Raw genomic sequence first — 19,926 nt, 5'->3', positions numbered from 1 at the left:
TTCACTGTTGACCGAAACCGTACAATCGCGCGGGAATAGGCCGATTCATCAGATGATTATCGACGTTCGTACACCAAATACCGCGATCCGGTGACGGCCATGCGCAGGCCGGGCGTCAGCGCAGGCGTTCGATATCTGCCGACGCCATCTGCCTGTCGAACAGCAGTGCCTTGAGGCGAATCAGGTCGGCGGCGTCGATGTCGTCGAACGCCGCATGGTGCAGCGTCAGCGCCGGCACCGCCGGGTCGGCATGCACGGCCCGCACCGTGCCGGCGAGCGCCAGCCGCTCGACACGGCCGCCGGTTTCGTACGGCAGCATCACGCCCAACGGCTCGCCGGGTGCCGCGATCGCCCGGCCGACGGCGATCGACAGACCGCTCAGGCTGATGTCGTGCACCACCCCGATGCTTTCCGCTTCGTCCGCCGCGCCGCGGCAGCCGGCCGCGATGCGCACCGGCACGCGCGGCTCGGCGCGCGTGCGCAGCCGGTCGACGAAACCGGGCGGCGACAGGATCATGAATGGCGCCGCGCCCGACGCCTGCACCGATTCGACCGTCGCGCCGAAACGGGACACCGCGGCGCGGCCGACCGCCACCGCTTCGACGTCGTCGCCGCGCGCGAACTCGAGCGCGGTGGCGGGCTGCGGCTCGACGAACAGCGCCCCCGACGCGCCGACGCCGATCAGCCGGCACCGCTGCAGCGCGCGCGCCGTGCCGACCCGCCGGCGGATGCCGATCGCGGCGCCCGCCGACAGGCCCATGCGCGTGGCGGGGGCGCCCGTCGCCGCGGACGCGCATGGATCGGTGTCGGCGGCGTCGCGTCGGCGCGCGGGGCGGAAATGGTCGAACAGGAAAGCGTGCTGCGCCGGGTCGGCCAGCGTCGTGCCGGCCGGCAGCAGCGCGGCGCCGTCGGCGTCGTAGAGGTCGAAGCCGAGCGGGACGCCCACGGAAAGGTCGTCGCGCGCGAGCGCGGCATAGTCAGTGGAAAGTCGCATCGGAGAAGCGCGGGGGCGACCGCGCGAGCTATCGTGACAACTTGATTACGGCAGCATCGCGCGGAATCTGAATGGCTTCGTCACTGCGAAGCGCCGGTCGAGTCAGGCGCGGCCGGCGCCGGCTCCGGGATCGGCGGTGGGGCCGGCACGGCCGAAGGGGCGGCGCCGACACCGGCGCCGCTTCCGCTCGTCGTACTCGCGCCCGCGGGCGGCTGCGCAGGCTGCGGCGGCTGCGATGCGCCCGACGACAGCGCCGCGGCCGACGCGGCTACTTCCGACGCCGGCACCCATTCCTCGACGATGCCGCCGGACGCGGCATCCGGCGCCGACGCGGCCGACGCCGCCCCTTCGTCGGTCTCGGCCGGGCGTTCGATGCGCGGCGTCCTGACCGGCGCGGAAGCCTTCTTCGGCTCGGGCGGGAACCACGTGTCGAACAGGTCGGTGACGCGCTCGCGCAGCGAGCCGAACCAGCCCGGCGACGGCTCGGTATCGAATTTCGCCTTCGTATCGACGATCCGGGCGCGCTGCGCGCGCTGGAAGAAATCGCCGACGATCGGCAGCGCGCTGTGCGCGCCCTGCCCCCAGTAATCGCTGCGCAGCGTCACGCGGCCGTCGTCGAACCCGACCCACGCGCCGGCGACGAGGCCCGGCTGCATCAGGATGAACCAGCCGTCCGCATTGTCCTGCGTCGTGCCGGTCTTGCCGGCCACGTCGCCGCGCACCCCGAAGCGCGTGCGGATGCTGCCGCCCGTGCCGCGCGTCACGACGTCGCGCATCACGTCGAGCAGCATCTTGTCCGTTTCGGCGTCGAGCGCGCGCTCGGGCGGCGCCGGTGCGTACTCGGCGAGCACGTCGCCCTGGCGATTCTCGATGCGCGTGACCATCTGCGGCTCGACGTACAGCCCGCCGTTCGCGATCGTCGCGTACGACGCGACCATTTCCTTCAGCGTGACGGGGCTCGTGCCGAGCGCGAGCGACGGCACGCGTTCGAGCGGGCTTTCGCGCACGCCCATGTCGCGCGCCAGTCGCGCGACGGCGCCCGGCCCGACCTTCTCCATCACCTGCGCGGTGATCCGGTTGCGCGACAGCGCAACCGCGTCGCGCAGCGTCATCGGCTTGCCCGACGGCGGCACGTCGTCGTTCGGCCGCCAGATCTCGCCGCCCTTCAACGGGATCTCGACCGGCTGGTCGATGAACGTATCGTCCGGCTTCATCCCGCTCGCGAACGCGGCGCCATAGACGAACGGCTTGAACGTCGAGCCCGGCTGACGCCGCGCCTGCGCGACGTGGTCGAACGGCTCGCGGGTGAAGTCGCGGCTGCCGACCCACGCGCGAATCTGCCCGTCACGCGGGTCGATCGCGAGGAAGCCGGCCTGCACGTCGGTCTTCGCCTTGCACAGCGCGTGCAGGAAGCCGCGGTCGGACGCGAGCAGCTTCATCGCCGCCGCGTCGTCCTTGCCGGCGTCCTGCGCGGCCTTGTACTCGGGCGATTCGCGCATGAAGGTGCGGAACACCTCGTTGTCGGTGCCGCAGCCGTCGCGGCCGCTCCATGCGTTGTTCGCGATACCCTGCAGTTGATTGCCCTGCAGCGTGAGCGCCTGCGTCGCCATCTGCTGGAGCCGCGAGTCGATCGTCGTGCGCACGATCAGCCCGTCCGAGTAGATGTTGTAGTCGTTGCGGTCGGCCCACGCGATCAGCCATTTGCGCAACTGCTGCGCGAAATGCGGCGCCGGCCCCGGCGGCTCCTTCTGGCGCTCGAAGTCGATGCGCAGCGGCCGGCGTTGCAACTGCGCGAACTGCGCGGGCGACAGCTTGCCGTACTTCACCATCTGGCCGAGCACCGTGTTGCGCCGCTGCAGCGCGCGCTCGGGGTTCAGCACCGGGTTGTAGTAGCTGTTGCCTTTCAGCATCCCGACGAGCGTCGCGCTGTCGAGCACGTCGAGTTCGTCGGCCGACTTGTCGAAATAGGTGCGCGCGGCCATCTCGACGCCGTACGCGTTGTACAGGAACGGCACCGTGTTCAGGTAGGTCTCGAGGATCTGGTCCTTGCTGTAGACGGCCTCGATCTTCAGCGCGGTGATCGCCTCCTTCACCTTGCGCGTGAGCGTGGGCGCGCGGCCGATCTCGTCCGGATACAGGTTGCGCGCGAGCTGCTGGGTGATCGTCGAGCCGCCCTGGCGGCTGCCCGAGAACGTATGGAGCGCGGCCGACGCCGTGCGCTTCCAGTCGAGTCCGTGGTGTTCGTAGAAGCGGTGATCCTCGGTCGCGATCAGCGCGTCGACCATGTGCGGCGAGATCTGCTTGAGCGCCACCCATTCGCGGTTCGACGGCTTGAATTCGGCCAGCAGCTTGCCGTCGGCGGACAGCACCTGCGCGGGCTGGTCGACGCGCGCCTTGCGGATGTCGCCGATGCCCGGCGTGAACGGGATGAGCACGACCACGTACAGCGCGAACAGCGCCGGCACGGCGGCGGCCGAGAGCAGTACGCCACGGCGCGTCGGGCGGCGGACATGGCGCCACGCGGTGGCGGCGAGAGGCTTGAGCCGCGCGACGGCGGCCGCTGCGACGGGTTGGGCGCGCGCGACCCATCTGGCGCACAAGGCACGCACTGACGACACGTTTCGGCGATTCACGCGGGTGGAGCTCGGCTGAAAAGGCTGCATCGTACCAAACTCGCGCGGCCGACCCGCGGCGGCCTTGCGCCGGCACACGCGCCGCGGTGTTGCGGCGGCGCTCACGCAAAAAAGGCGCGTGTCCGGCAACCGGAACGACGCGCCAAACCTGGTGCGACGACCTGAACGCCGCGCGAAGGGGGCGTAACGGGGACCAATGGGGGGCGACCGGCGCCCCGGCTCAGCGCACGAGAAATCCGTACGTGAGCGGATCGCGCTCGTCGACGATCCAGTTCGCGAACCCGCAGATATGCGCGCTGCCTTCCACTTCCGGGATCACGGCCGGGAGGCCGCCGACCGTCGTTTCGCGCAGCACGCGCCCCTTGAAGACCGTGCCGACGATCGATTCGTTGACGAGCGTGTCGGCCGCCGCGAGCAGTCCGCGCTGGTAGAGCTGCGCGACGCGTCCGCCGGTGCCGGAGCCGGTCGGCGAGCGGTCGACCTCGCGATCCGCGAACACGCAGCAGTTCGCCTGCGTCGAACCCGCGTGGCGCGGCGCGTTCGCGATGATCGTGCCGTAGATATGGTTGATTTCCGGGATCTCCGGATGCACGACCGGATACTTCGCGTTCGCGGCCGCCTTCACTTCCGCGCCGAAGCGAATCAGTTTTTCGACCGCCGATTCGCGCACCGGCAGGTCGAATGGCGCGCCGTCGACATAGAAATAGAACGCGCCGCCATACGCGATGTCGCCGGTCACGGTGCCGAACGAGGGCGTCTGAACCGACACGTCGCGTTGCCAGATGAACGACGGCACGTTGACGAAGCGCACCGGCCCCGCATGCTCGCCGTCCCACTGGACGAACGCCTCGATGAAGCCGCACGGCGCGTCGATGCCGACCCGCGTCTCGGGCACCGTGCGCTGCACCCAGCCGAGCTCGACGGCCGCTGTCGACAGCGCGATCACACCGTGTCCGCAATGGTCGCTATAGCCTTCGTTGTGCACGAAGATCACGCCGAAATCGGCATTCGGCGACACGGGCTCGGTCAGATAGCCGCCATACATGTCGGCATGGCCGCGCGGTTCGAACATCAGCGCGCGGCGGATTTCGTCGGCATGCGCCTTGAGCCATGCGCGGCGCTGGACGATCGTCGCGCCGGGCAGCCGCGGCAGCCCGCTCGTGACGATGCGAAACGCTTCGCCGCCGGTATGCACTTCGACGGTGGAAAGGGATCGGGAAATCTTCATGACGAATTGGATGCGTTGAAACGAAGGACGGCGGCCGGGCCGCCGTCCGGTGACGGGATTACTTCGCGTACGGTTCCGGCAGGCCGTTGCGGATCACGTAGACGGTGGTCGGCGCGCCTTTCAGGTCGCCGTTCGCGTCGAACGAATAGGTGCCGGCGACGCCCGCGTAGTTCGACTTCGCGAGCTGCGCGCTCAGCTTCGCCTTGTCGGTGGTCGTGCCGGCCTTGACCATCGCGTCGGCGAGCAGCTTCACGCCGTCGTAGTAATTGACGCCGTAGACCTGCGTATCGGTGTGATAGGTGTCGTGGTACTTCTTCAGGAATGCGCGCCCGGCCGGCGTCTTCTCGAGCGCGACGCCGCCCTGCGCGCAGTAGACGATCGACGCCGCCTCGCCCGCGACCTTACCCATGTCGGCCGAACAAATGCCGTCACCGCCGAGCAGCTTCGCCCGCAAGCCGCGCTGCTTCATCTGCTTGGCCATCGGCGCGCCCTGCGCCGCATAGCCGCCGAGGAAGATCACGTCGGGGTTGGCGGCCTTGATCTTGGTGAGAATGCCGAGGAAGTCGGTGGCCGACGAATTCGTGTATTCCTGGTCGACGATCTTGATCCCGTTCGCCTTCGCGACGTTCATGAACTGCTCGGCGACGCCCTGCCCGTATGCGGTGCGATCGTCGATCACGGCGGCGGTTTTCGCGTTCAGCGTCTTCGCGGCGAACGTGGCCATCGTGCCGCCAAGCTGCTCGTCGCTCGCGCCGATCCGGAAGATGTTCCTGAAGCCCTGCTTCGTCAGCGCCGGGTTCGACGCGACCGGCAGGATCGGCACGCCGGCGTTCGAATACACGCGCGACGCGGGAATCGCGACGCCCGAGTTGTACGGCCCGAGCACCGCGACGACGCCCTTGTCGACGAGGTTCTGCGCGACCTGCACGCCGGCCTTCGGGTCGGCCTGGTCGTCTTCGGAAACCAGTTTGAACGTGACGGCCTTGCCGCCGACCTTCACGCCGGCCTGGTTGAGCTCGTCGACGGCGAGCCGCGCGCCGTTTTCATTGTCCTTGCCGTTGGCGGACTGCGGGCCCGTGAGCGGCGCCGAATGGCCGATCATCACGACCTCCTGCGCATGCGCGGAAGTCAGCGCGCCGGCGGCGACGGCCACCGAAAGCGCGGTCACGACGTGTCGCATGATGTCTCCTGATTGGTTTTGTGTGAAACCAATGTAGGACACGCGTGGTCACATCGCAAGCAATTTCAAAATAATCGTCGGCGTTTTGGTCACATTGAAGACCAGAGCGGATTCGCGCGCAGGCCGGTCATTTCGGCGCGATGTCGCGCCGCACGCGGCGGATGTGCTGTTCGACGTAGAACGCAGCCGCATCGGCATCGCCGGACACGATCGCCTCGTAGATCAGCCGGTGTTCGGACACGTAGAGCCGGATCCGGCCCGCGTCGTAGATGCCGTCGTCCTTCAGCCGCTTCCACAGCGGCTGGTCCATCGTCTTCGCGACTTCGTCCGCGATCTTCACGATCAGCGCGTCGCCCGTCATCAGCGCGAGCTGCCGGTGGAACAGCCGGTCGCTCTCGTTCCACAGCGCGCGCTGGTGCGGATCGTCGATGTCGGTGATGGTTTCCATCTGCGCGAGATAGCGCTCGGCGCCGGCGTCGGCGCGGCCATGGGCGGCCGCGAGGCGCGCGATCGCGGGCTCCAGGATCAGCCGCACGTCGAGCGTCGACGTCGGGCTGAAATCGGCCTCGAGCGCGGTGTGCGCGTCGCCGTGCCGCGCGAGCACGTCGAGCGGCGCCGCGACGACGTAGGTGCCCGAATTGCGCTTCGTGAAGACGAGACCTTCGTTCTGCAGCGCGCCGAGCGCTTCGCGCACCGCCGGCCGGCCGACCTGGAACAGCGCCGCGAGCTCGCGCTCGGACGGCAGCCGCGATTCGGCCGCGTAGCGCCCGGCGCGAATCTCGTCGCGGATCTTTTCGGCTACCTGCTCGTAGATCTGCAGCGGCCTGAAACCGCCTTCGAGTGAGTCGGGGCGCGCGGACATCATCGTATGGCTCCTGCCCGTTCGCGGGCGTGGGATCTGGAATGGGTTCGCACTATACCGGAGCGGGCGGGCAGCGCGGCACCGGCGAGCCTTCTGGCCAGATATTAGAACCAAAATTCACGACGCGCTTTATTTTCTGGGTTGCGGGCGCGCCAGCAAGTGGTATAGATTCGATCCACTGCCCCTGTCACGGTATCCGGCAGACCCGCGGCGGGCGCGGCATGCGTCCGCCGGCCACACTCACCGACGCCCCCGACGTACACGATGACCGCCCTTTCCCCGATTCCCGTTTTCGATGCGGCCGACACGGCCGCGCTGCTCGACTACCCGGCGCTGCTCGCCACGCTCAGGCAAGCGGTCGTCGAGTATGCGGCAGGCGACATCGTCAGCCCCGAACGCCTCGTCGTGCCGCTACAAGGCGGCGGCGTGATGCTGTCGATGCCGTCGAGCGCCCACGACCTGGCGAGCCACAAGCTCGTGAACGTGTGCCCCGGCAACGGCGCACGCGGGTTGCCGACGATCCTCGGCCAGGTCACCGCGTACGATGCCGCCACCGGGGAAATGCGCTTCGCGCTCGACGGCCCGACCGTCACTGGCCGCCGCACGGCGGCGATCACCGCGCTCGGCATCCACGCGCTGCACGGCGCCGCGCCGCGCGGGATCCTGCTGATCGGCACCGGCAAGCAGGCCGCCAATCACGCGGAAGCGCTCGCGGCGATCTTTCCGGACGCGCACCTTCACGTGCGCGGCACGAGCACGGACAGCGCGGCCGCGTTCTGCGCGGCCCACCGCGCGCATGCGCCGCACCTCGCGCCGCTCGACGGCGACGCGATTCCCGACGCGATCGACGTGGTCGTCACGCTGACGACGAGCCGCACGCCCGTCTACCGCGAAGCCGCGCGCGAAGGCCGGCTCGTGGTCGGCGTCGGCGCGTTCACCGCGGATGCCGCCGAGATCGACGCGAACACGGTACGGGGCAGCCGGCTCGTCGTCGACGATCCGGCCGGCGCGCGCCACGAAGCCGGCGACCTGATCGTCGCGCAAGTCGACTGGCGGCACGTCGCATCGCTCGCCGACGTGCTGAACGGCACCTTCGCCCGCGGCGGCCCGCTGCTGTTCAAGAGCGTCGGCTGCGCCGCGTGGGACCTGGCCGCATGCCGCACCGCGCGCGACGCACTGGCCGCGCGTGGCGCCGGCTGACCCGGCCGCGCAATCGTTCGCCCCGCTCGCGCGGCATCGCCTCGTCGGATTCACACCGGCGATTCCCCGTACGCGGTGTAGGAAACGCCCTACACCGCGTCGAAGCGGCCTACACGAACTTCCAATTCGGCCGATTTCAATTTCGGCGGCGCAACACGATACTGCCGGCATGAATGCCAGCCTGTCGCCCGCCTTGCTCAGCGTGTTTCTCGTCGATCATGCGGTCGCCGTTCGCCAGCGGATCGCGCTGCTCGTCGGCGCAATCCGCGGCGTCGCGGTCGTGGGCGAAGCGGAAGACGGCCAGGACGCGTGGACGCATATCCGCAGCAGTGGCGCGGACGTGGTGATCGTCGACGTACGGCTCGCGGACGGCAGCGGTCTCGACCTGATCGGGATGCTGTCGAAAGCCGCGCCGCGCATCGTCACGATCGTGCTGACGAACCACTCGGCACCGGCATTCAGAGAGGCATGCGCGACGGCGGGAGCCGACTACTTCTTCGACAAGACCGTCGAATTCGACGCCGCATGCCATGTGATCGAATCCCTGGTGCACGCTCGCGTGCGCCGCACCTGACGAGCCGGAGCGACTCATGTCCACCGCCACCGCCTTCGCCGCCGACGTGTCCGTCGTACCCCGGCCAACGATCCCGCTGCGCCCGGCCGCGCGCGCCGACGCCGCCAAACATCCGGCCGCCCGCTGCTCGGCCTGCGCGATGCGCTCGATGTGCCTGCCGCCGCACCTGACGCCCGCCGAATACGGCCGCCTCGACGCGATCATCTGCACGACGCGGCAGGTCCGCCAGGGCGACGCGCTGTTTCGCACCGACGATCCGTTCCAGAGCATCTACGCGGTGCGCGCGGGTTCGTTCAAGACGGTGATGATGCATCGCGACGGCCGCGAGCACGTGACCGGCTTCCAGATCGCCGGCGAAACGCTCGGGATGGACGGCATCGGCGGCGGCCAGCATTGCTGCGACGCGATCGCGCTGGAGGACAGCGTGGTGTGCATCATCCCGTTCGGCGCGCTCGAAGCCGCGTGCCGCGAGATGAAGCCGATGCAGCACTTTCTCTACCAGATGCTGAGCAGCGAGATCGTCCGCGAATCGAGCCAGATGCTGCTGCTCGGCACGATGTCGGCCGAGCAGCGCGTCGCGCATTTCCTGCTGAACCTGTCGTCGCGGTTCGAGGCGCGCGGCTATTCGGCGACCGAATTCAACCTGCGGATGACGCGCGAGGAAATCGGCTGCTATCTCGGGATGAAGCTCGAAACCGTCAGCCGGATGTTCTCGCGGTTCCATCGCGAAGCGCTCGTCGAAACGCGCGGCAAGCGCGTGCGCATCATCGACGCGCAAGCGCTCGCGCGGGTCTGACGCAGGGCGCCGGATCGCCGGCGCCACGTCATTGCATGGTGTCGCGCAGCGCCGCCGTGGCGGCGCCCCGCTGCCACGCGATCAGCGCGTGCTCGGCCTGCGCGAACGCGCGACGCAGCGCATCGTCCACGTCGGCGCCGACGCATGGCGGCAGCGGCAAAGGCCTGAGCGCCGCGTCGTGCATCACCAGGTCGAGCCGTACGTCGTACAGGTGCTGGCCATCGGCCGCCGTGCGCAATTCGATCGCGAGGTGGCAGCCGTCGATCACCGCGCGAAACCGTTCGAGCCTCACCAGTTGCGCGCCGGCTTCGGCCTCGACCGCCGCCGAACCCGTGAATCCGAGGCAGGCGATCTGCATGCCCACGCCCATGTCGTGTCTCCTGACGGGGCCGCCGCTCGTCGACCGCCTTGCAAGTGCCGTCCGCATCGCCGTGCGGGGGCACGTGTTTCCCGTGGCGCGGCGCGCATCGTTCGCGATCGCGGCCGGCCGATAGTCTGCCCGCGCGTGGCCGGCGCGGGACCGTTCATACGTTGAAGGTCTGCGACGCCTTCATCTCGATCCACGTCATGCCGGCCCGCAGCCCTTCGATCATCGCCTCGCGCTCCGTCGGATACGCGTGGCTGTGCTCGAAGGTATGATGAAACCGCGCGGCGCCGGCGCCGTGCTCGACCGACACGCGGCAGCGGAACTCGCCCGATTCGCACGGGCGCGTCTCCACTTCGACCGACCAGTCGCGTTCGTGAATGTTGCCCTGCAGTGTCATGCGCCCTCCTGCGGTATCAGCCTTCGAGCCGGAAGTGCCCGCTGTGCAGCAGCACCGGCCGGCCGCCGATTTCCTCGAGCATGCGTCGTGCCATCGCCTCGATGGCCGGGCGGTGCGCGTCGAATGCGCTCAGCAGATCGCGCTCGAGCAGCGAGCGCGCGCCGAAATGGTCCTCCAGCGCCTCGGCCGTCACCGCGCACTGGACGCAACGCCCGTCCACCAGCGCCGAAAATGCGACGACCAGGTCGCGCGCGCAGTATTCCGGCGGTTCGGACGGGAAAGCAATGTGCATCTGTCGGTCTGACATCGTCGTGATGGCTCCATGACGAGAGCATAGTGGCGCGCGCGGCCGCGCGCTTGACCCACGTCAACCGGTTCGCCGCGCCGCACGATCATGGTGCGGCCGTGCGCCGCCTCCAGCCGCTTCAGCCCGCGTCGGGCTCGATCGTCGCGCCGCGCTCCGCGAGCAACTCGCGCAGCACGCTGCGGTGGCAATGGTTTTCGTCGTCGCAGTAGCACCCGATCGAGAACGCGGTGGTCGCCGACAGCGCGGCCAGCAGGTCCAGCACCTTCGCCGGATCGCCGTGCGCCATCTCCGCGCGGAAGTGGCGCTTGAACGCCTTCCATTCGGCGTCGGTTTCGGCGGCCTGCGCCTGCGCGACGAGTTCGGGGCTCGGCGACAGCGTCGGCAACCATACATCATAGTAGTTGCGCGACGCGAATTCCGCCTTCGGCACGCCGCGCGGCGGCCGCCGCACCGTGCCGATCCGCAGGCCTTCGCCGGCCGCGCGCGGCGTGCCGAGCTGGATGATCCGGATGCCCATGTCGTTTCTCTGCTCCTCGGTCGTGCATGCGATCCCGTGATCGTACCGCCGCGCCCGCCCGCGCGTCAGCCGGGCATCGCACATGATGGCCGCCCAACAAAAAACCGGCTGCTCCCGCGACGGGACACAGCCGGTTCTTCATCGCGACGCGCCGAGGCGCGCCGCGTTCAGACGCCGCTCTTCAGCACCTTGCCGATCGCGTCCGCGACGATGCCGACGTTCGAGTCGTTCAGGCCCGCCACGCACATCCGGCCCGAGCGCAGGATGTACACGCCGTGCACCTCGCGCAGCGCGTCGACCTGCGACTCGGTCAGGCCCGTGTACGTGAACATCCCGCGCTGTTTCACGTAGCGCGTGAGTGCCTCGCCGCTCACGTGGTCGCGCAGGCCGTCGTGGATCGACTGGCGCATCCGCGCGATGCGGCGGCACATCGCCGACAGTTCCTCTTCCCACTGCTTGCGCAGCGCCGGCGTGCCGAGCACGGCCGCGACGACCTTCGCGCCGTAGGTCTGCGGGTTGCTGTAGTTCGAGCGCACGGCCCCGGCCAGTTGGCCGAGCACGCGGTCGGCGGCGGCCGCGTCCTCGCAGACGACGCTCAGGCCACCCACGCGCTCGCCGTACAGCGAGAAGTTCTTCGAGAACGAGTTTGCGACGAGCGTCGGCACGCCGCGGCGGGCCAGCTCGCTCACCGCGAACGCGTCCGCATCGAGGCCCGCGCCGAAGCCCTGGTACGCCATGTCGACGAACGGCAGCAGGCCGCGCGCCTCGATCACGTCGATCAGCTTCTCCCACTGGCCTTCGTCGAGATCGACGCCGGTCGGGTTATGGCAGCACGCGTGCAGCAGCACGATGCTGCGCGCCGGCAGCGCGTCGATCGCCGCGAGCATCGCGTCGAACTTCAGGCCGCCCGTCGCTTCGTCGTAGTACGGGTACGTGTTCACCGTGAAGCCGGCGCGCTCGAAGATGAAGCGGTGGTTTTCCCAGCTCGGATCGCTCAGCCACACCTGCGAATCCGGGAAATAGCGCTTCAGGAAATCGGCGCCGACCTTCAGCGCGCCCGAGCCGCCGAGCGTCTGCAGCGTCGCGATGCGGCCGGCCGCGCGGGCCGGGTGATCGGCGCCGAACACGAGCGATTGCACGGCGTCGCGATACGCGGCCAGGCCGACCATCGGCAGGTACGGCTTCGGGCCGCTGTCGCGCTGCAGCGCGGTTTCGGCTTCGCGCACGGCGCCCATCACCGGGATCCGGCCTTCGGCGTCGAAATAGATCCCGATGCTCAGGTTGACCTTCCGGTCGCGCGGATCTTGCTGGAAATTCTCGTTGAGCGTCAGGATCGGGTCGCCCGGGTACGCGTCGATGTGTTCGAACATGGCTTGAGTCGGTCTCGTTTGGAACAATGGTCGGTCGTGGCCTGCGTCAGCGTGCGGAGACGCCGTCGTGCACCGCCAAGCCCGCATTCTTCTGACGGAAGCGATACCCGACCGCGAGCACCGCGAGCCATACCGGGATCAGGTACACCGACAGGCGGAGATCCGGCGTCAGGTACATCACGACGAGAATGCCGGCCATGAATGCCAGGCACAGGTAATTCGTGAAAGGATAGCCCACACTGCGGAAGGATGTCTCTTCCCCGGCAGCACGCTTGGCCTGGCGGAACTTCAGGTGGATCAGCGTGATCATCGCCCAGTTGATGATCAGCGCCGACACGACGAGGCCCATCAGCACCTCGAACGCCTTGCCCGGCATGAAGTAGTTGACCAGCACGCACACGCCGGTCGCGAGCGCCGACGCGCCGAGCGCGGCGAGCGGAATGCCGCGCTTGTTCACCGAGCACAGCACCTTCGGCGCGTTGCCCTGCTTCGCGAGGCCGAACAGCATCCGGCTGTTGCTGTACACGCCGCTGTTGTAGACCGACAGCGCGGCCGTCAGCACGACGACGTTCAGCACGTTCGCGACCACGTTGCTGCTCAGCGCATGGAAGATCAGTACGAACGGGCTGCCGCCGGTGACGACCTTTTCCCACGGATACAGCGACAGCAGCACGGCGAGCGCGCCGATGTAGAAAATCAGGATCCGGTAGATCACCTGGTTGGTCGCGCGCGGAATGCTGTGCTTCGGATCGTCCGCCTCGGCCGCGGTGATGCCGATCAGCTCCAGCCCGCCGAACGAGAACATGATCGCGGCCATCGACATCACGAGCCCCGATACGCCGTTCGGGAAGAAACCGCCGTGCCGCCACAGGTTCGCGATGCTCGCTTCGGGCCCCGCTTGCCCGCTCGCGAGCAGCCAGCCGCCGAAGCCGATCATCCCGACGATCGCGGCGACCTTGATGATCGAGAACCAGAATTCCGTCTCGCCGTACGACTTCACGCTCGCCAGGTTCAGCAGGTTGATCGCGACGAAGAACACCAGCGCCGACACCCAGTTCGGCACGCCGGGCCACCAGTACTGCACGTAGATTCCGACGGCCGACAGCTCGGCCATGCTGACGAGGATGTACAGCACCCAGTAGTTCCAGCCGGACAGGAAACCGGTGAAGTGGCCGACGTATTTGTCGGCGAAATAGCTGAACGAGCCGGCGACGGGCTCGTCGACGACCATCTCGCCGAGCTGGCGCATGATGAAAAACGCGACGATGCCGGCCACCGCGTAGCCGAGCAGCACGGACGGGCCGGCCATCTTGATCGTCTGCGCGATGCCGAGGAACAGCCCCGTGCCGAGCGCGCCACCGAGCGCGATCAGCTGGATGTGCCGGTTCTTCAGCCCGCGCTTGAGGCCAGCGCTCTCGTTTCCAGAAACCATGTCTTCTCCATTCTTCCCGCCCCCGCCGGAAGCGGTGCGGCGCGCCTCGGTGTGCCGGGCGCTGTTTTTGCTGTGCCGGCGGCCGTTCGTGGGGACGCCGGGTTGGGGACTGCAATTTTCGCGCGGGCGACACCCGATTCGCGTCGGCGTGCCGGCCAGACCGGCCGCCGACTCGCCGTCCATCCCGCATTGCCGCAGCCGAACACGAAAATCCGGCGTCAGTTTAGCGTCGCGACGGCGAAATCGGGTTGCGTAACCCGCTCATGCAAACCCTACATTATGAGATAAAATTGCGCCCGGGAGACAGAGGAGGAAACAAAAATGCCTGAACCGCTTCTCGACCGCATCGATCGCCACTTGCTGTCGGTGTTGCAGGAGAACGGCCGTGCGTCGAACCTCGAACTGGCGAAGGCCGTCGGGCTGTCGCCCGCGCAGACCTTGCGGCGCCATCGGCGGCTGGAGGAAATCGGCGCGATCCGCCGTTATGAAACCCGGCTGTGCCCCGATACGCTCGGGTTCGGCGTCACCGCGTTCGTGCACGTGACGATGGAGCGCGGGCATATCCGCGATCTGTCGAAGTTCCAGAAACTCGTGTCGGATCTCGCGCAGATCCAGGAATGTTTCTCGGTCACGGGCGATATCGACTACGTGCTGAAGGTCGTCGCGCACGACCTGAAGGGGCTGTCGACGTTCTTGCTCGAAACGCTGATGCGCATTCCCGGCGTGAGCGGCGTGCATTCGAGCGTGTGTCTCGACGAGATCAAGTGCACGAGCGCGATGCCGGTGGAAGGTTGACGCGCCCGGAGCGCTGCGCCGGCGCGTTCACCGCACCGCTTCGAACGCACTGATCAGCAGCGCGCCGCAAGCAATCACGAGGCACCCTGCCGCCCGGCGCGGCGTCAGCCGCTCGCCGAGATACACGCGCGCGATCAGCGCCGCGAACACCACGCTCGTTTCCCGCAGCGCCGACACCGGCCCCATCGGCGCACGATCCATCGCCCAGATCACGATGCCGTACGCGAGCGCCGCGAACACGCCGCCGCAGGCCGCCTTCGCGGTTTCGCCGACATCCTGCGTCAGCCGCAGCGGCCCCGCCCGCAGCCGGTAGTACGCGGCCATCATCGCGCCTGTCAGCACGAACATCCACGCGGTATAGCCGACCGTACTGCCGCTCTCGCGCACGCCGATCCCGTCGACCACGCTGTACGCCGCGATCGACACGCCGGTCGCGAACGCGGTCGGCAGCACCTGCATCATCCGGTGTTTCGCGCCGCGCCCGCGCTCCAGCCCGATCGCCATGATGCCCGCGCAGATCAGCACGAGCCCGCATTGCGCGCCGACGTTCAGGCGCTCGCCCGCGAACGCCGCCGCGCCGAGCGTGACCAGCAGCGGCGCGGTGCCGCGCGCGACCGGGTACGCGACGCTCAGGTCGCCGTGCTCGTAAGCACGGACGAGCAGCAGCGTATAGACGACGTGGATCACGGCCGACGCGACGACGCAGAGCCAGCTCGCCGGCGTGATCGGCGCGGCGGCCGGCAGGAACAGCAGCGCGAACAGCCCGATCGCGATCTGCAGCACCGTGGCCGAGCGCAGCCGGTCGCCGCTGCTGCGCACGAGCGCATTCCATGATGCGTGCAGGAACGCCGCGCACAGAACGGCAAACAGAACGGGGATCGGCACGCTCAATACTCCCTGACGGTCGGAAGCCGCACGGTGCACGGCAGGCGTTCATCGTATGAACGCGTCACCGTATTGTCAAAAAAGCGACGCACGACGCCCTGCCGAGGATCCGGCCGGCGGCTCCCCGTCGCCCGCCCGGCAATGCTGGCGTCGCAAGCGACCGGCATGCGGCGACCTGTGACGTAGAGGGTGCGGACGGTCCGCCCCTTTCCGTTCTCTTTCGCATCGTGCCCGGTCGTAATGAAACCGATACCGCGGCGCAACCGTCGCGAAAACACTCCGTCCCCATATTTTCATACGCGGCTGTTCCAATGCGCGTGCTTCCTCACGAGCTCCGCGCCGAACCGACACGGCGACGGGGCCGTTCTCCACCATCGAAGGCCTTACCCTGGAGTTTCCCGATGTTCCGTCAAGCCTTGCTCGTCACCGCCTGCGCCGGCGCCACGCTTGCGCTGTTCGCCTGCGGCGGCAGCGACGATTCCACGCCGACGGCCGCCGTGTCGTCGCAGGATGCGCTGCAGACCGCCACGCCGATCAAGCACGTCGTCGTGATCTACGGCGAAAACATCTCGTTCGATCATTACTTCGGCACCTATCCGAACGCGACGAACCCGTCGGGCGAACCGGCGTTCACCGCGAAACCCGGCACGCCGACGCCGAACGGCCTGACGGGCACGCTGCTCACCGCGAACCCGAATTTCACGAACACGGCCAACGGCACCGACGCGGCGAACCCGTTCCGCCTCGACCGCACGCAGGCCGCGACCGCCGACCAGAACCACGCGTACACGGCCGAACAGCAGGCCGAGGACAACGGTCTTGCGGACCTGTTCCCGAAGTACACGGGCAAGGGCTCGTCCGGCGGCGCCGGCGCGTTCGGCACGAAAGGCCAGGTGATGGGCTATTTCGACGGCAACACGGTGACCGCGTTGTGGAACTACGCACAGCGCTTCGCGATGAGCGACAACACGTACACGACGGTCTACGGCCCGTCGACGCCGGGCGCGCTGAACGTCGTGTCGGGCCAGACCAACGGGATGCAGATCGTCAAGACGTCGAAGCAGCCGTCGACGCTCGCCGCGACTTCGTACTACATCAACGACGGCCAGGGCGGCCTCACGATGATCAACGACGTCGACCCGGGCTTCGACGTGTGTTCGAGCACGACCGACCAGGCGATGATGACCGGCAAGAACATCGGCGACCTGCTGAACGCCGCGAAGATCACGTGGGGCGGCTTCATGGGCGGCTTCAACCTGTCGACGACGAACGGCAACGGCACGACGGGCTGCGCGCGCAGCACCGTCGCCACCGCCGTGAACGCCGCGACGGCCGACTACATTCCGCATCACAACTGGTTCCAGTACTACGCGTCGACCGCGAACCCGCAACACACGCGTCCGAGCTCGATCGCGGCGATCGGTTCGAGCGTCGAGACCGACGGCAAGACGCCCGAACCGGCGAACCACCAGTACGACACGGACGACTTCTTCGCCGCCGTGAAGGCCGGCAACTTCCCGTCGGTGAGCTACCTGAAGGCGCCGGCCGCGCAGGACGGGCACGCGGGGTATTCGGATCCGCTCGACGAGCAGGCGTTCGTGACGAAGGTCGTCAACTTCCTGCAGCAGCAGCCGGACTGGCAGAACACGGCCGTGATCGTCACCTATGACGACTCGGACGGCTGGTACGACCACGTGTACACGGCGCCGACGCACGCATCGTCGGACCCGGTCGACCAGCTCAACGGCGCCGGCAAGTGCGGCACGGGCGGCACCACCGGCGTGAACGGCGCGACCGTGAACGGCCGCTGCGGCCCGGGCGTGCGCATTCCGCTGGTCGTGATCTCGCCGTACGCGAAGCAGAACTACGTCGACCACACGATGCTCGACCAGGCGTCCATCGTGCGCTTCATCGAGGACAACTGGCTCGGCGGCCAGCGGATCGGCGGCGGCTCGTTCGACGCGACGGCCGGCGACCTGCGCAACCTGTTCGACTTCACGTCGAAGCCGAACACGACGCCGCTGTATCTCGACCCGACGCTCGGCACCGTGCTGAGCACGGCCCCGGCGATCTGACCGGTACGGCCTGAACGCATGGCCGGCGCATCGCGCGCCGGCCGTTTCCATTTAACGCGCCGCCTCGTGCGGCGCCCGATTTTCGACCGACAGCATGACAGCTCGCCCCGCGTTTCCGTCTCCCGATGCGTCCGGCACGCCCGCGCCGCGCGCCCCTTCCCGCCTGCTGCGCCGCGCGGCGTTCGTCCTCGGCGCGGCCGTGCTCGGCTATGGCGCGTTCGCGATCGCGTTTCCCGCGCGGGTACCGGCGGCGATCGGCACCGCGGTCGCCGACTGGACCGGCGCGAACCCGCATCCGGTCGTGCTCCAGCGGCCTGCCGCGCAGCCGTTGTCGGCGGTCGCGCAGCTCGGGCGCGCGCTGTTCCACGATCCGTCGCTGTCGGCGTCGGGCAAGCAGTCTTGCGCGTCGTGTCACAGCCCCGATCACGCGTACGGCCCGCCGAACGCGCTCGACGTGCAGCCGGGCGGCCTCGCGATGACGCAGCAGGGCTATCGTCCGCCGCCGTCGCTGATGTACCTGTACCGTCAGCCGAATTTCAGCATCGGCCCCGATGCCGGCGAGAACGACGCCGCGCCGAGCGTCGCGCAGCAGGCCGCGGCGGCGGCCGGCGTCGTCAAGGCGCAGAAGGTGGCCGGAACGTCGGCGGCGCCGCAGCTCGTGCCGCAGGGCGGGATGTTCTGGGACGGCCGCGCCGATACGCTGCAGCAACAGGCGTTCGGGCCGCTGCTGAATCCTGTCGAGATGGCGAACGCGAGCATCGACGACGTCGCGCGCAAGCTCGCGCAGTCGTCGCATCGCGCGCAATTCGAGCAACTGTTCGGCGCGCGCGTGTTCTCCACGCCGCAGCTCGCGGTATCGGAAGCGATGTTCGCGATCGCGCGCTACCAGGTCGAGGATCCGTCGTTCCATCCGTACGACAGCAAGTACGACCGCTGGCTCGAAGGCCGCGCGCGCCTCACGCAGGCCGAGTTGCGCGGGCTGCGCCTGTTCAACGATCCGGACAAGGCCAATTGCGCGGGCTGCCATCTGTCGAAGCCCGGCAAGGACGGCTTGCCGCCTATGTTTACCGACTACCAGTACGAGGCGCTGGGCGCGCCGCGCAACCGCGCGCTCGCGCAGAACCGCAACCCGGCGTTCCACGATCTCGGCGTGTGCGGGCCGTTCCGCGACGACCTGAAGGACCAGACGCAGTACTGCGGGATGTTCCTGACGCCGACGCTGCGCAACGCGGCGACGCGCCACGTGTTCTTCCACAACGGCGTATTCCATACGCTCGACCAGGTGATGGCGTTCTACAACGAGCGCAGCATCTCGCCGCAGAAGTTCTATCCGCGCGGGCCGGACGGCAAGGTCGACGAATACGACGACATCCCGCCGAAATATCGCGCGAACGTCGACGTGACCGACGCGCCGTTCGATCGCAAGCCCGGCGACAAGCCCGCGATGACGGCGCAGGACATCAAGGATATCGAAGCGTTTCTCGGCACGCTGACGGACCCGCCGCCGCAGCGCTGAACGCCGGCCGAGCGCAGCGCCGCGTCAGCAGCGCGCGCGAATGCAGAGAAACGCCGGCGCGAGCGACAGCTCCGCGTGAAGCCGTTCCGACACGGCTTTCATCTCCGGCAGCGGCTTCGGTTCGACGAAGCGGTCGAGCCGCCAGCCGCCGTCGGCGACCGCGTTCAGGATGTCGGCGAGCGGCCGCCGCCATGCCTCGACGTACGGCCGCGGCTCGCCGAACCCCGACCAGTGAAAACCGAAGCGCGAGGTATCGAAGTACGTACCGTCTCCACGCGTGCGTTCGTCCATCCAGTCGCGCATCGGATGCGCCATCGAGAACACGAGCGTTGCCCCGGGGCGCGCGACGCGCCGGAATTCCCGCAGCGTCGGTGCGAGGTCGCGCACGTAGTCGAGCGCGAGCGAGCACAGCACCTTGTCGACCGACGCGTCGGGCAGCCACGCGAGCGGCGCCTCCAGATCGCCTTCCGTGACGTCGACCGCGAGCCCCGCGCAGCGCGTTCGCGCGAGCGCAACCATCTCGGGCGTGACGTCGAACGCATGCACGGTCGCGCCGCCCTGGGCGAGGTGCGCGCTGCAGATGCCGGGCCCGCAGCCGGCATCGAGCACCGTCAGGCCGTCGACGTCGCCGAGCAGCGCCAGGGTGGCCGGACGCTCGTAGAGCGCGTTGTGCGCCTTGGTCGGCGCGATGTCCGCATAGCGTTGCGCGAAGCTCGCGTAAGCGCGCCGGCCAGGCGGTTGGTTCGGGTCATTCGGTTCGGTCATCCGGCATCCGTCGGTGGAAACTGGGCAGGCCGA

At 68.5% G+C, this 19,926-nt stretch carries 19 protein-coding genes; 6 read left to right on the top strand and 13 right to left on the bottom strand.

All coding sequences use genetic code 11. The features are described from left to right. Positions 1–115: 115 nt before the first annotated feature. The 5 genes from QZM15_RS02590 to QZM15_RS02570 all read right to left on the bottom strand — a co-directional run bounded on the left by QZM15_RS02590 (position 116) and on the right by QZM15_RS02570 (position 6,900). Positions 116–994 (bottom strand): PilZ domain-containing protein, encoded by an 879-nt coding sequence (locus QZM15_RS02590; protein WP_302105730.1) that lies wholly within the window; start codon positions 992–994, stop codon positions 116–118. An 80-nt stretch (positions 995–1,074) separates the two neighbouring features. Beyond that, positions 1,075–3,657: a penicillin-binding protein 1A gene (locus QZM15_RS02585; RefSeq protein WP_302105729.1), complete on the bottom strand. Its 2,583-nt coding sequence runs from the start codon at positions 3,655–3,657 to the stop codon at positions 1,075–1,077. 190 nt (positions 3,658–3,847) lie between these two features. Continuing rightward, the gene (gene lhpH, locus QZM15_RS02580) at positions 3,848–4,855 is read right to left on the bottom strand and encodes a trans-3-hydroxy-L-proline dehydratase (protein WP_059574427.1); all 1,008 of its coding nucleotides are present in this window, start codon (positions 4,853–4,855) and stop codon (positions 3,848–3,850) included. Positions 4,856–4,913: 58 nt separating this feature from the next. Then, a complete protein-coding gene (locus tag QZM15_RS02575; protein WP_302105727.1) occupies positions 4,914–6,035 on the bottom strand; it encodes a branched-chain amino acid ABC transporter substrate-binding protein in 1,122 nt (373 codons plus the stop codon). A 127-nt stretch (positions 6,036–6,162) separates the two neighbouring features. Further along, positions 6,163–6,900 carry a FadR/GntR family transcriptional regulator gene (locus QZM15_RS02570; protein ID WP_059639451.1) on the bottom strand — a complete coding sequence of 246 codons (738 nt, stop codon included), beginning with the start codon at positions 6,898–6,900 and terminating at the stop codon, positions 6,163–6,165. 261 nt (positions 6,901–7,161) lie between these two features. On the opposite strand from QZM15_RS02570, the gene lhpI reads away from it, so the two are divergent. From lhpI to QZM15_RS02555, 3 genes are all read left to right on the top strand, one after another. Next, complete coding sequence (gene lhpI, locus QZM15_RS02565) at positions 7,162–8,097, top strand: bifunctional Delta(1)-pyrroline-2-carboxylate/Delta(1)-piperideine-2-carboxylate reductase (protein WP_302105726.1); 936 nt, start codon at positions 7,162–7,164, stop codon at positions 8,095–8,097. 169 nt (positions 8,098–8,266) lie between these two features. Beyond that, the gene (locus tag QZM15_RS02560; RefSeq protein ID WP_302105725.1) at positions 8,267–8,671 is read left to right on the top strand and encodes a response regulator transcription factor; all 405 of its coding nucleotides are present in this window, start codon (positions 8,267–8,269) and stop codon (positions 8,669–8,671) included. A 16-nt stretch (positions 8,672–8,687) separates the two neighbouring features. After that, positions 8,688–9,467, top strand: coding sequence for a helix-turn-helix domain-containing protein (locus QZM15_RS02555; RefSeq protein ID WP_059574432.1), 780 nt, complete (start codon positions 8,688–8,690; stop codon positions 9,465–9,467). A 28-nt stretch (positions 9,468–9,495) separates the two neighbouring features. Here QZM15_RS02555 and QZM15_RS02550 read toward each other — a convergent pair whose 3' ends face one another. The 6 genes from QZM15_RS02550 to QZM15_RS02525 all read right to left on the bottom strand — a co-directional run bounded on the left by QZM15_RS02550 (position 9,496) and on the right by QZM15_RS02525 (position 13,857). Further along, positions 9,496–9,837, bottom strand: coding sequence for a metal ABC transporter ATPase (locus QZM15_RS02550; RefSeq protein WP_302105724.1), 342 nt, complete (start codon positions 9,835–9,837; stop codon positions 9,496–9,498). A gap of 154 nt (positions 9,838–9,991) precedes the next feature. Beyond that, on the bottom strand, positions 9,992–10,231 hold the full coding sequence (locus QZM15_RS02545) for a hypothetical protein (protein ID WP_006479066.1): 240 nt from the start codon (positions 10,229–10,231) through the stop codon (positions 9,992–9,994). 16 nt (positions 10,232–10,247) lie between these two features. Then, the gene (locus QZM15_RS02540) at positions 10,248–10,538 is read right to left on the bottom strand and encodes a DUF1488 domain-containing protein (RefSeq protein WP_059639449.1); all 291 of its coding nucleotides are present in this window, start codon (positions 10,536–10,538) and stop codon (positions 10,248–10,250) included. 118 nt (positions 10,539–10,656) lie between these two features. Continuing rightward, a complete protein-coding gene (locus tag QZM15_RS02535) occupies positions 10,657–11,055 on the bottom strand; it encodes a DUF488 domain-containing protein (RefSeq protein ID WP_059574665.1) in 399 nt (132 codons plus the stop codon). A 167-nt stretch (positions 11,056–11,222) separates the two neighbouring features. Beyond that, positions 11,223–12,425 (bottom strand): amino acid aminotransferase, encoded by a 1,203-nt coding sequence (locus QZM15_RS02530; RefSeq protein WP_302105723.1) that lies wholly within the window; start codon positions 12,423–12,425, stop codon positions 11,223–11,225. 46 nt (positions 12,426–12,471) lie between these two features. Then, positions 12,472–13,857: an amino acid permease gene (locus QZM15_RS02525; protein WP_302105722.1), complete on the bottom strand. Its 1,386-nt coding sequence runs from the start codon at positions 13,855–13,857 to the stop codon at positions 12,472–12,474. A 321-nt stretch (positions 13,858–14,178) separates the two neighbouring features. On the opposite strand from QZM15_RS02525, the gene QZM15_RS02520 reads away from it, so the two are divergent. Continuing rightward, positions 14,179–14,652, top strand: a complete 474-nt coding sequence (locus QZM15_RS02520) for an Lrp/AsnC family transcriptional regulator (RefSeq protein ID WP_059639447.1) — start codon at positions 14,179–14,181, stop codon at positions 14,650–14,652. Positions 14,653–14,679: 27 nt separating this feature from the next. Here QZM15_RS02520 and QZM15_RS02515 read toward each other — a convergent pair whose 3' ends face one another. After that, on the bottom strand, positions 14,680–15,537 hold the full coding sequence (locus QZM15_RS02515; protein ID WP_059574438.1) for an EamA family transporter: 858 nt from the start codon (positions 15,535–15,537) through the stop codon (positions 14,680–14,682). Positions 15,538–15,938: 401 nt separating this feature from the next. On the opposite strand from QZM15_RS02515, the gene QZM15_RS02510 reads away from it, so the two are divergent. Both QZM15_RS02510 and QZM15_RS02505 read left to right on the top strand, forming a co-directional pair. Further along, complete coding sequence (locus QZM15_RS02510) at positions 15,939–17,612, top strand: phospholipase C (RefSeq protein WP_275905848.1); 1,674 nt, start codon at positions 15,939–15,941, stop codon at positions 17,610–17,612. 94 nt (positions 17,613–17,706) lie between these two features. Beyond that, positions 17,707–19,128, top strand: coding sequence for a cytochrome-c peroxidase (locus QZM15_RS02505; protein ID WP_302105721.1), 1,422 nt, complete (start codon positions 17,707–17,709; stop codon positions 19,126–19,128). A gap of 24 nt (positions 19,129–19,152) precedes the next feature. Here QZM15_RS02505 and QZM15_RS02500 read toward each other — a convergent pair whose 3' ends face one another. Beyond that, complete coding sequence (locus tag QZM15_RS02500; RefSeq protein ID WP_302105720.1) at positions 19,153–19,893, bottom strand: class I SAM-dependent methyltransferase; 741 nt, start codon at positions 19,891–19,893, stop codon at positions 19,153–19,155. Positions 19,894–19,926: the final 33 nt, after the last annotated feature.

The organism is Burkholderia sp. AU44665 (assembly GCF_030504405.1).
GTDB lineage: Bacteria > Pseudomonadota > Gammaproteobacteria > Burkholderiales > Burkholderiaceae > Burkholderia > Burkholderia semiarida.
The sequence above is the reverse complement of the archived record's forward strand: the minus strand, read 5'-3'. Positions and strand labels throughout refer to the sequence as shown.

What these genes read in the sequence shown, in the direction of transcription:
- QZM15_RS02555 (WP_059574432.1), top strand. Translation starts at nt 8,688, where the DNA reads ATGTCCACCGCCACCGCCTTCGCCGCCGACGTGTCCGTCGTACCCCGG.
- QZM15_RS02500 (WP_302105720.1), bottom strand. Translation starts at nt 19,893, where the DNA reads ATGACCGAACCGAATGACCCGAACCAACCGCCTGGCCGGCGCGCTTAC.
- QZM15_RS02585 (WP_302105729.1), bottom strand. Translation starts at nt 3,657, where the DNA reads ATGCAGCCTTTTCAGCCGAGCTCCACCCGCGTGAATCGCCGAAACGTG.
- QZM15_RS02590 (WP_302105730.1), bottom strand. Translation starts at nt 994, where the DNA reads ATGCGACTTTCCACTGACTATGCCGCGCTCGCGCGCGACGACCTTTCC.
- lhpH (WP_059574427.1), bottom strand. Translation starts at nt 4,855, where the DNA reads ATGAAGATTTCCCGATCCCTTTCCACCGTCGAAGTGCATACCGGCGGC.
- QZM15_RS02560 (WP_302105725.1), top strand. Translation starts at nt 8,267, where the DNA reads ATGAATGCCAGCCTGTCGCCCGCCTTGCTCAGCGTGTTTCTCGTCGAT.
- QZM15_RS02525 (WP_302105722.1), bottom strand. Translation starts at nt 13,857, where the DNA reads ATGGTTTCTGGAAACGAGAGCGCTGGCCTCAAGCGCGGGCTGAAGAAC.
- QZM15_RS02520 (WP_059639447.1), top strand. Translation starts at nt 14,179, where the DNA reads ATGCCTGAACCGCTTCTCGACCGCATCGATCGCCACTTGCTGTCGGTG.
- QZM15_RS02510 (WP_275905848.1), top strand. Translation starts at nt 15,939, where the DNA reads ATGTTCCGTCAAGCCTTGCTCGTCACCGCCTGCGCCGGCGCCACGCTT.
- QZM15_RS02550 (WP_302105724.1), bottom strand. Translation starts at nt 9,837, where the DNA reads ATGGGCGTGGGCATGCAGATCGCCTGCCTCGGATTCACGGGTTCGGCG.
- QZM15_RS02575 (WP_302105727.1), bottom strand. Translation starts at nt 6,035, where the DNA reads ATGCGACACGTCGTGACCGCGCTTTCGGTGGCCGTCGCCGCCGGCGCG.
- QZM15_RS02570 (WP_059639451.1), bottom strand. Translation starts at nt 6,900, where the DNA reads ATGATGTCCGCGCGCCCCGACTCACTCGAAGGCGGTTTCAGGCCGCTG.
- QZM15_RS02505 (WP_302105721.1), top strand. Translation starts at nt 17,707, where the DNA reads ATGACAGCTCGCCCCGCGTTTCCGTCTCCCGATGCGTCCGGCACGCCC.
- lhpI (WP_302105726.1), top strand. Translation starts at nt 7,162, where the DNA reads ATGACCGCCCTTTCCCCGATTCCCGTTTTCGATGCGGCCGACACGGCC.
- QZM15_RS02540 (WP_059639449.1), bottom strand. Translation starts at nt 10,538, where the DNA reads ATGTCAGACCGACAGATGCACATTGCTTTCCCGTCCGAACCGCCGGAA.
- QZM15_RS02535 (WP_059574665.1), bottom strand. Translation starts at nt 11,055, where the DNA reads ATGGGCATCCGGATCATCCAGCTCGGCACGCCGCGCGCGGCCGGCGAA.
- QZM15_RS02545 (WP_006479066.1), bottom strand. Translation starts at nt 10,231, where the DNA reads ATGACACTGCAGGGCAACATTCACGAACGCGACTGGTCGGTCGAAGTG.
- QZM15_RS02530 (WP_302105723.1), bottom strand. Translation starts at nt 12,425, where the DNA reads ATGTTCGAACACATCGACGCGTACCCGGGCGACCCGATCCTGACGCTC.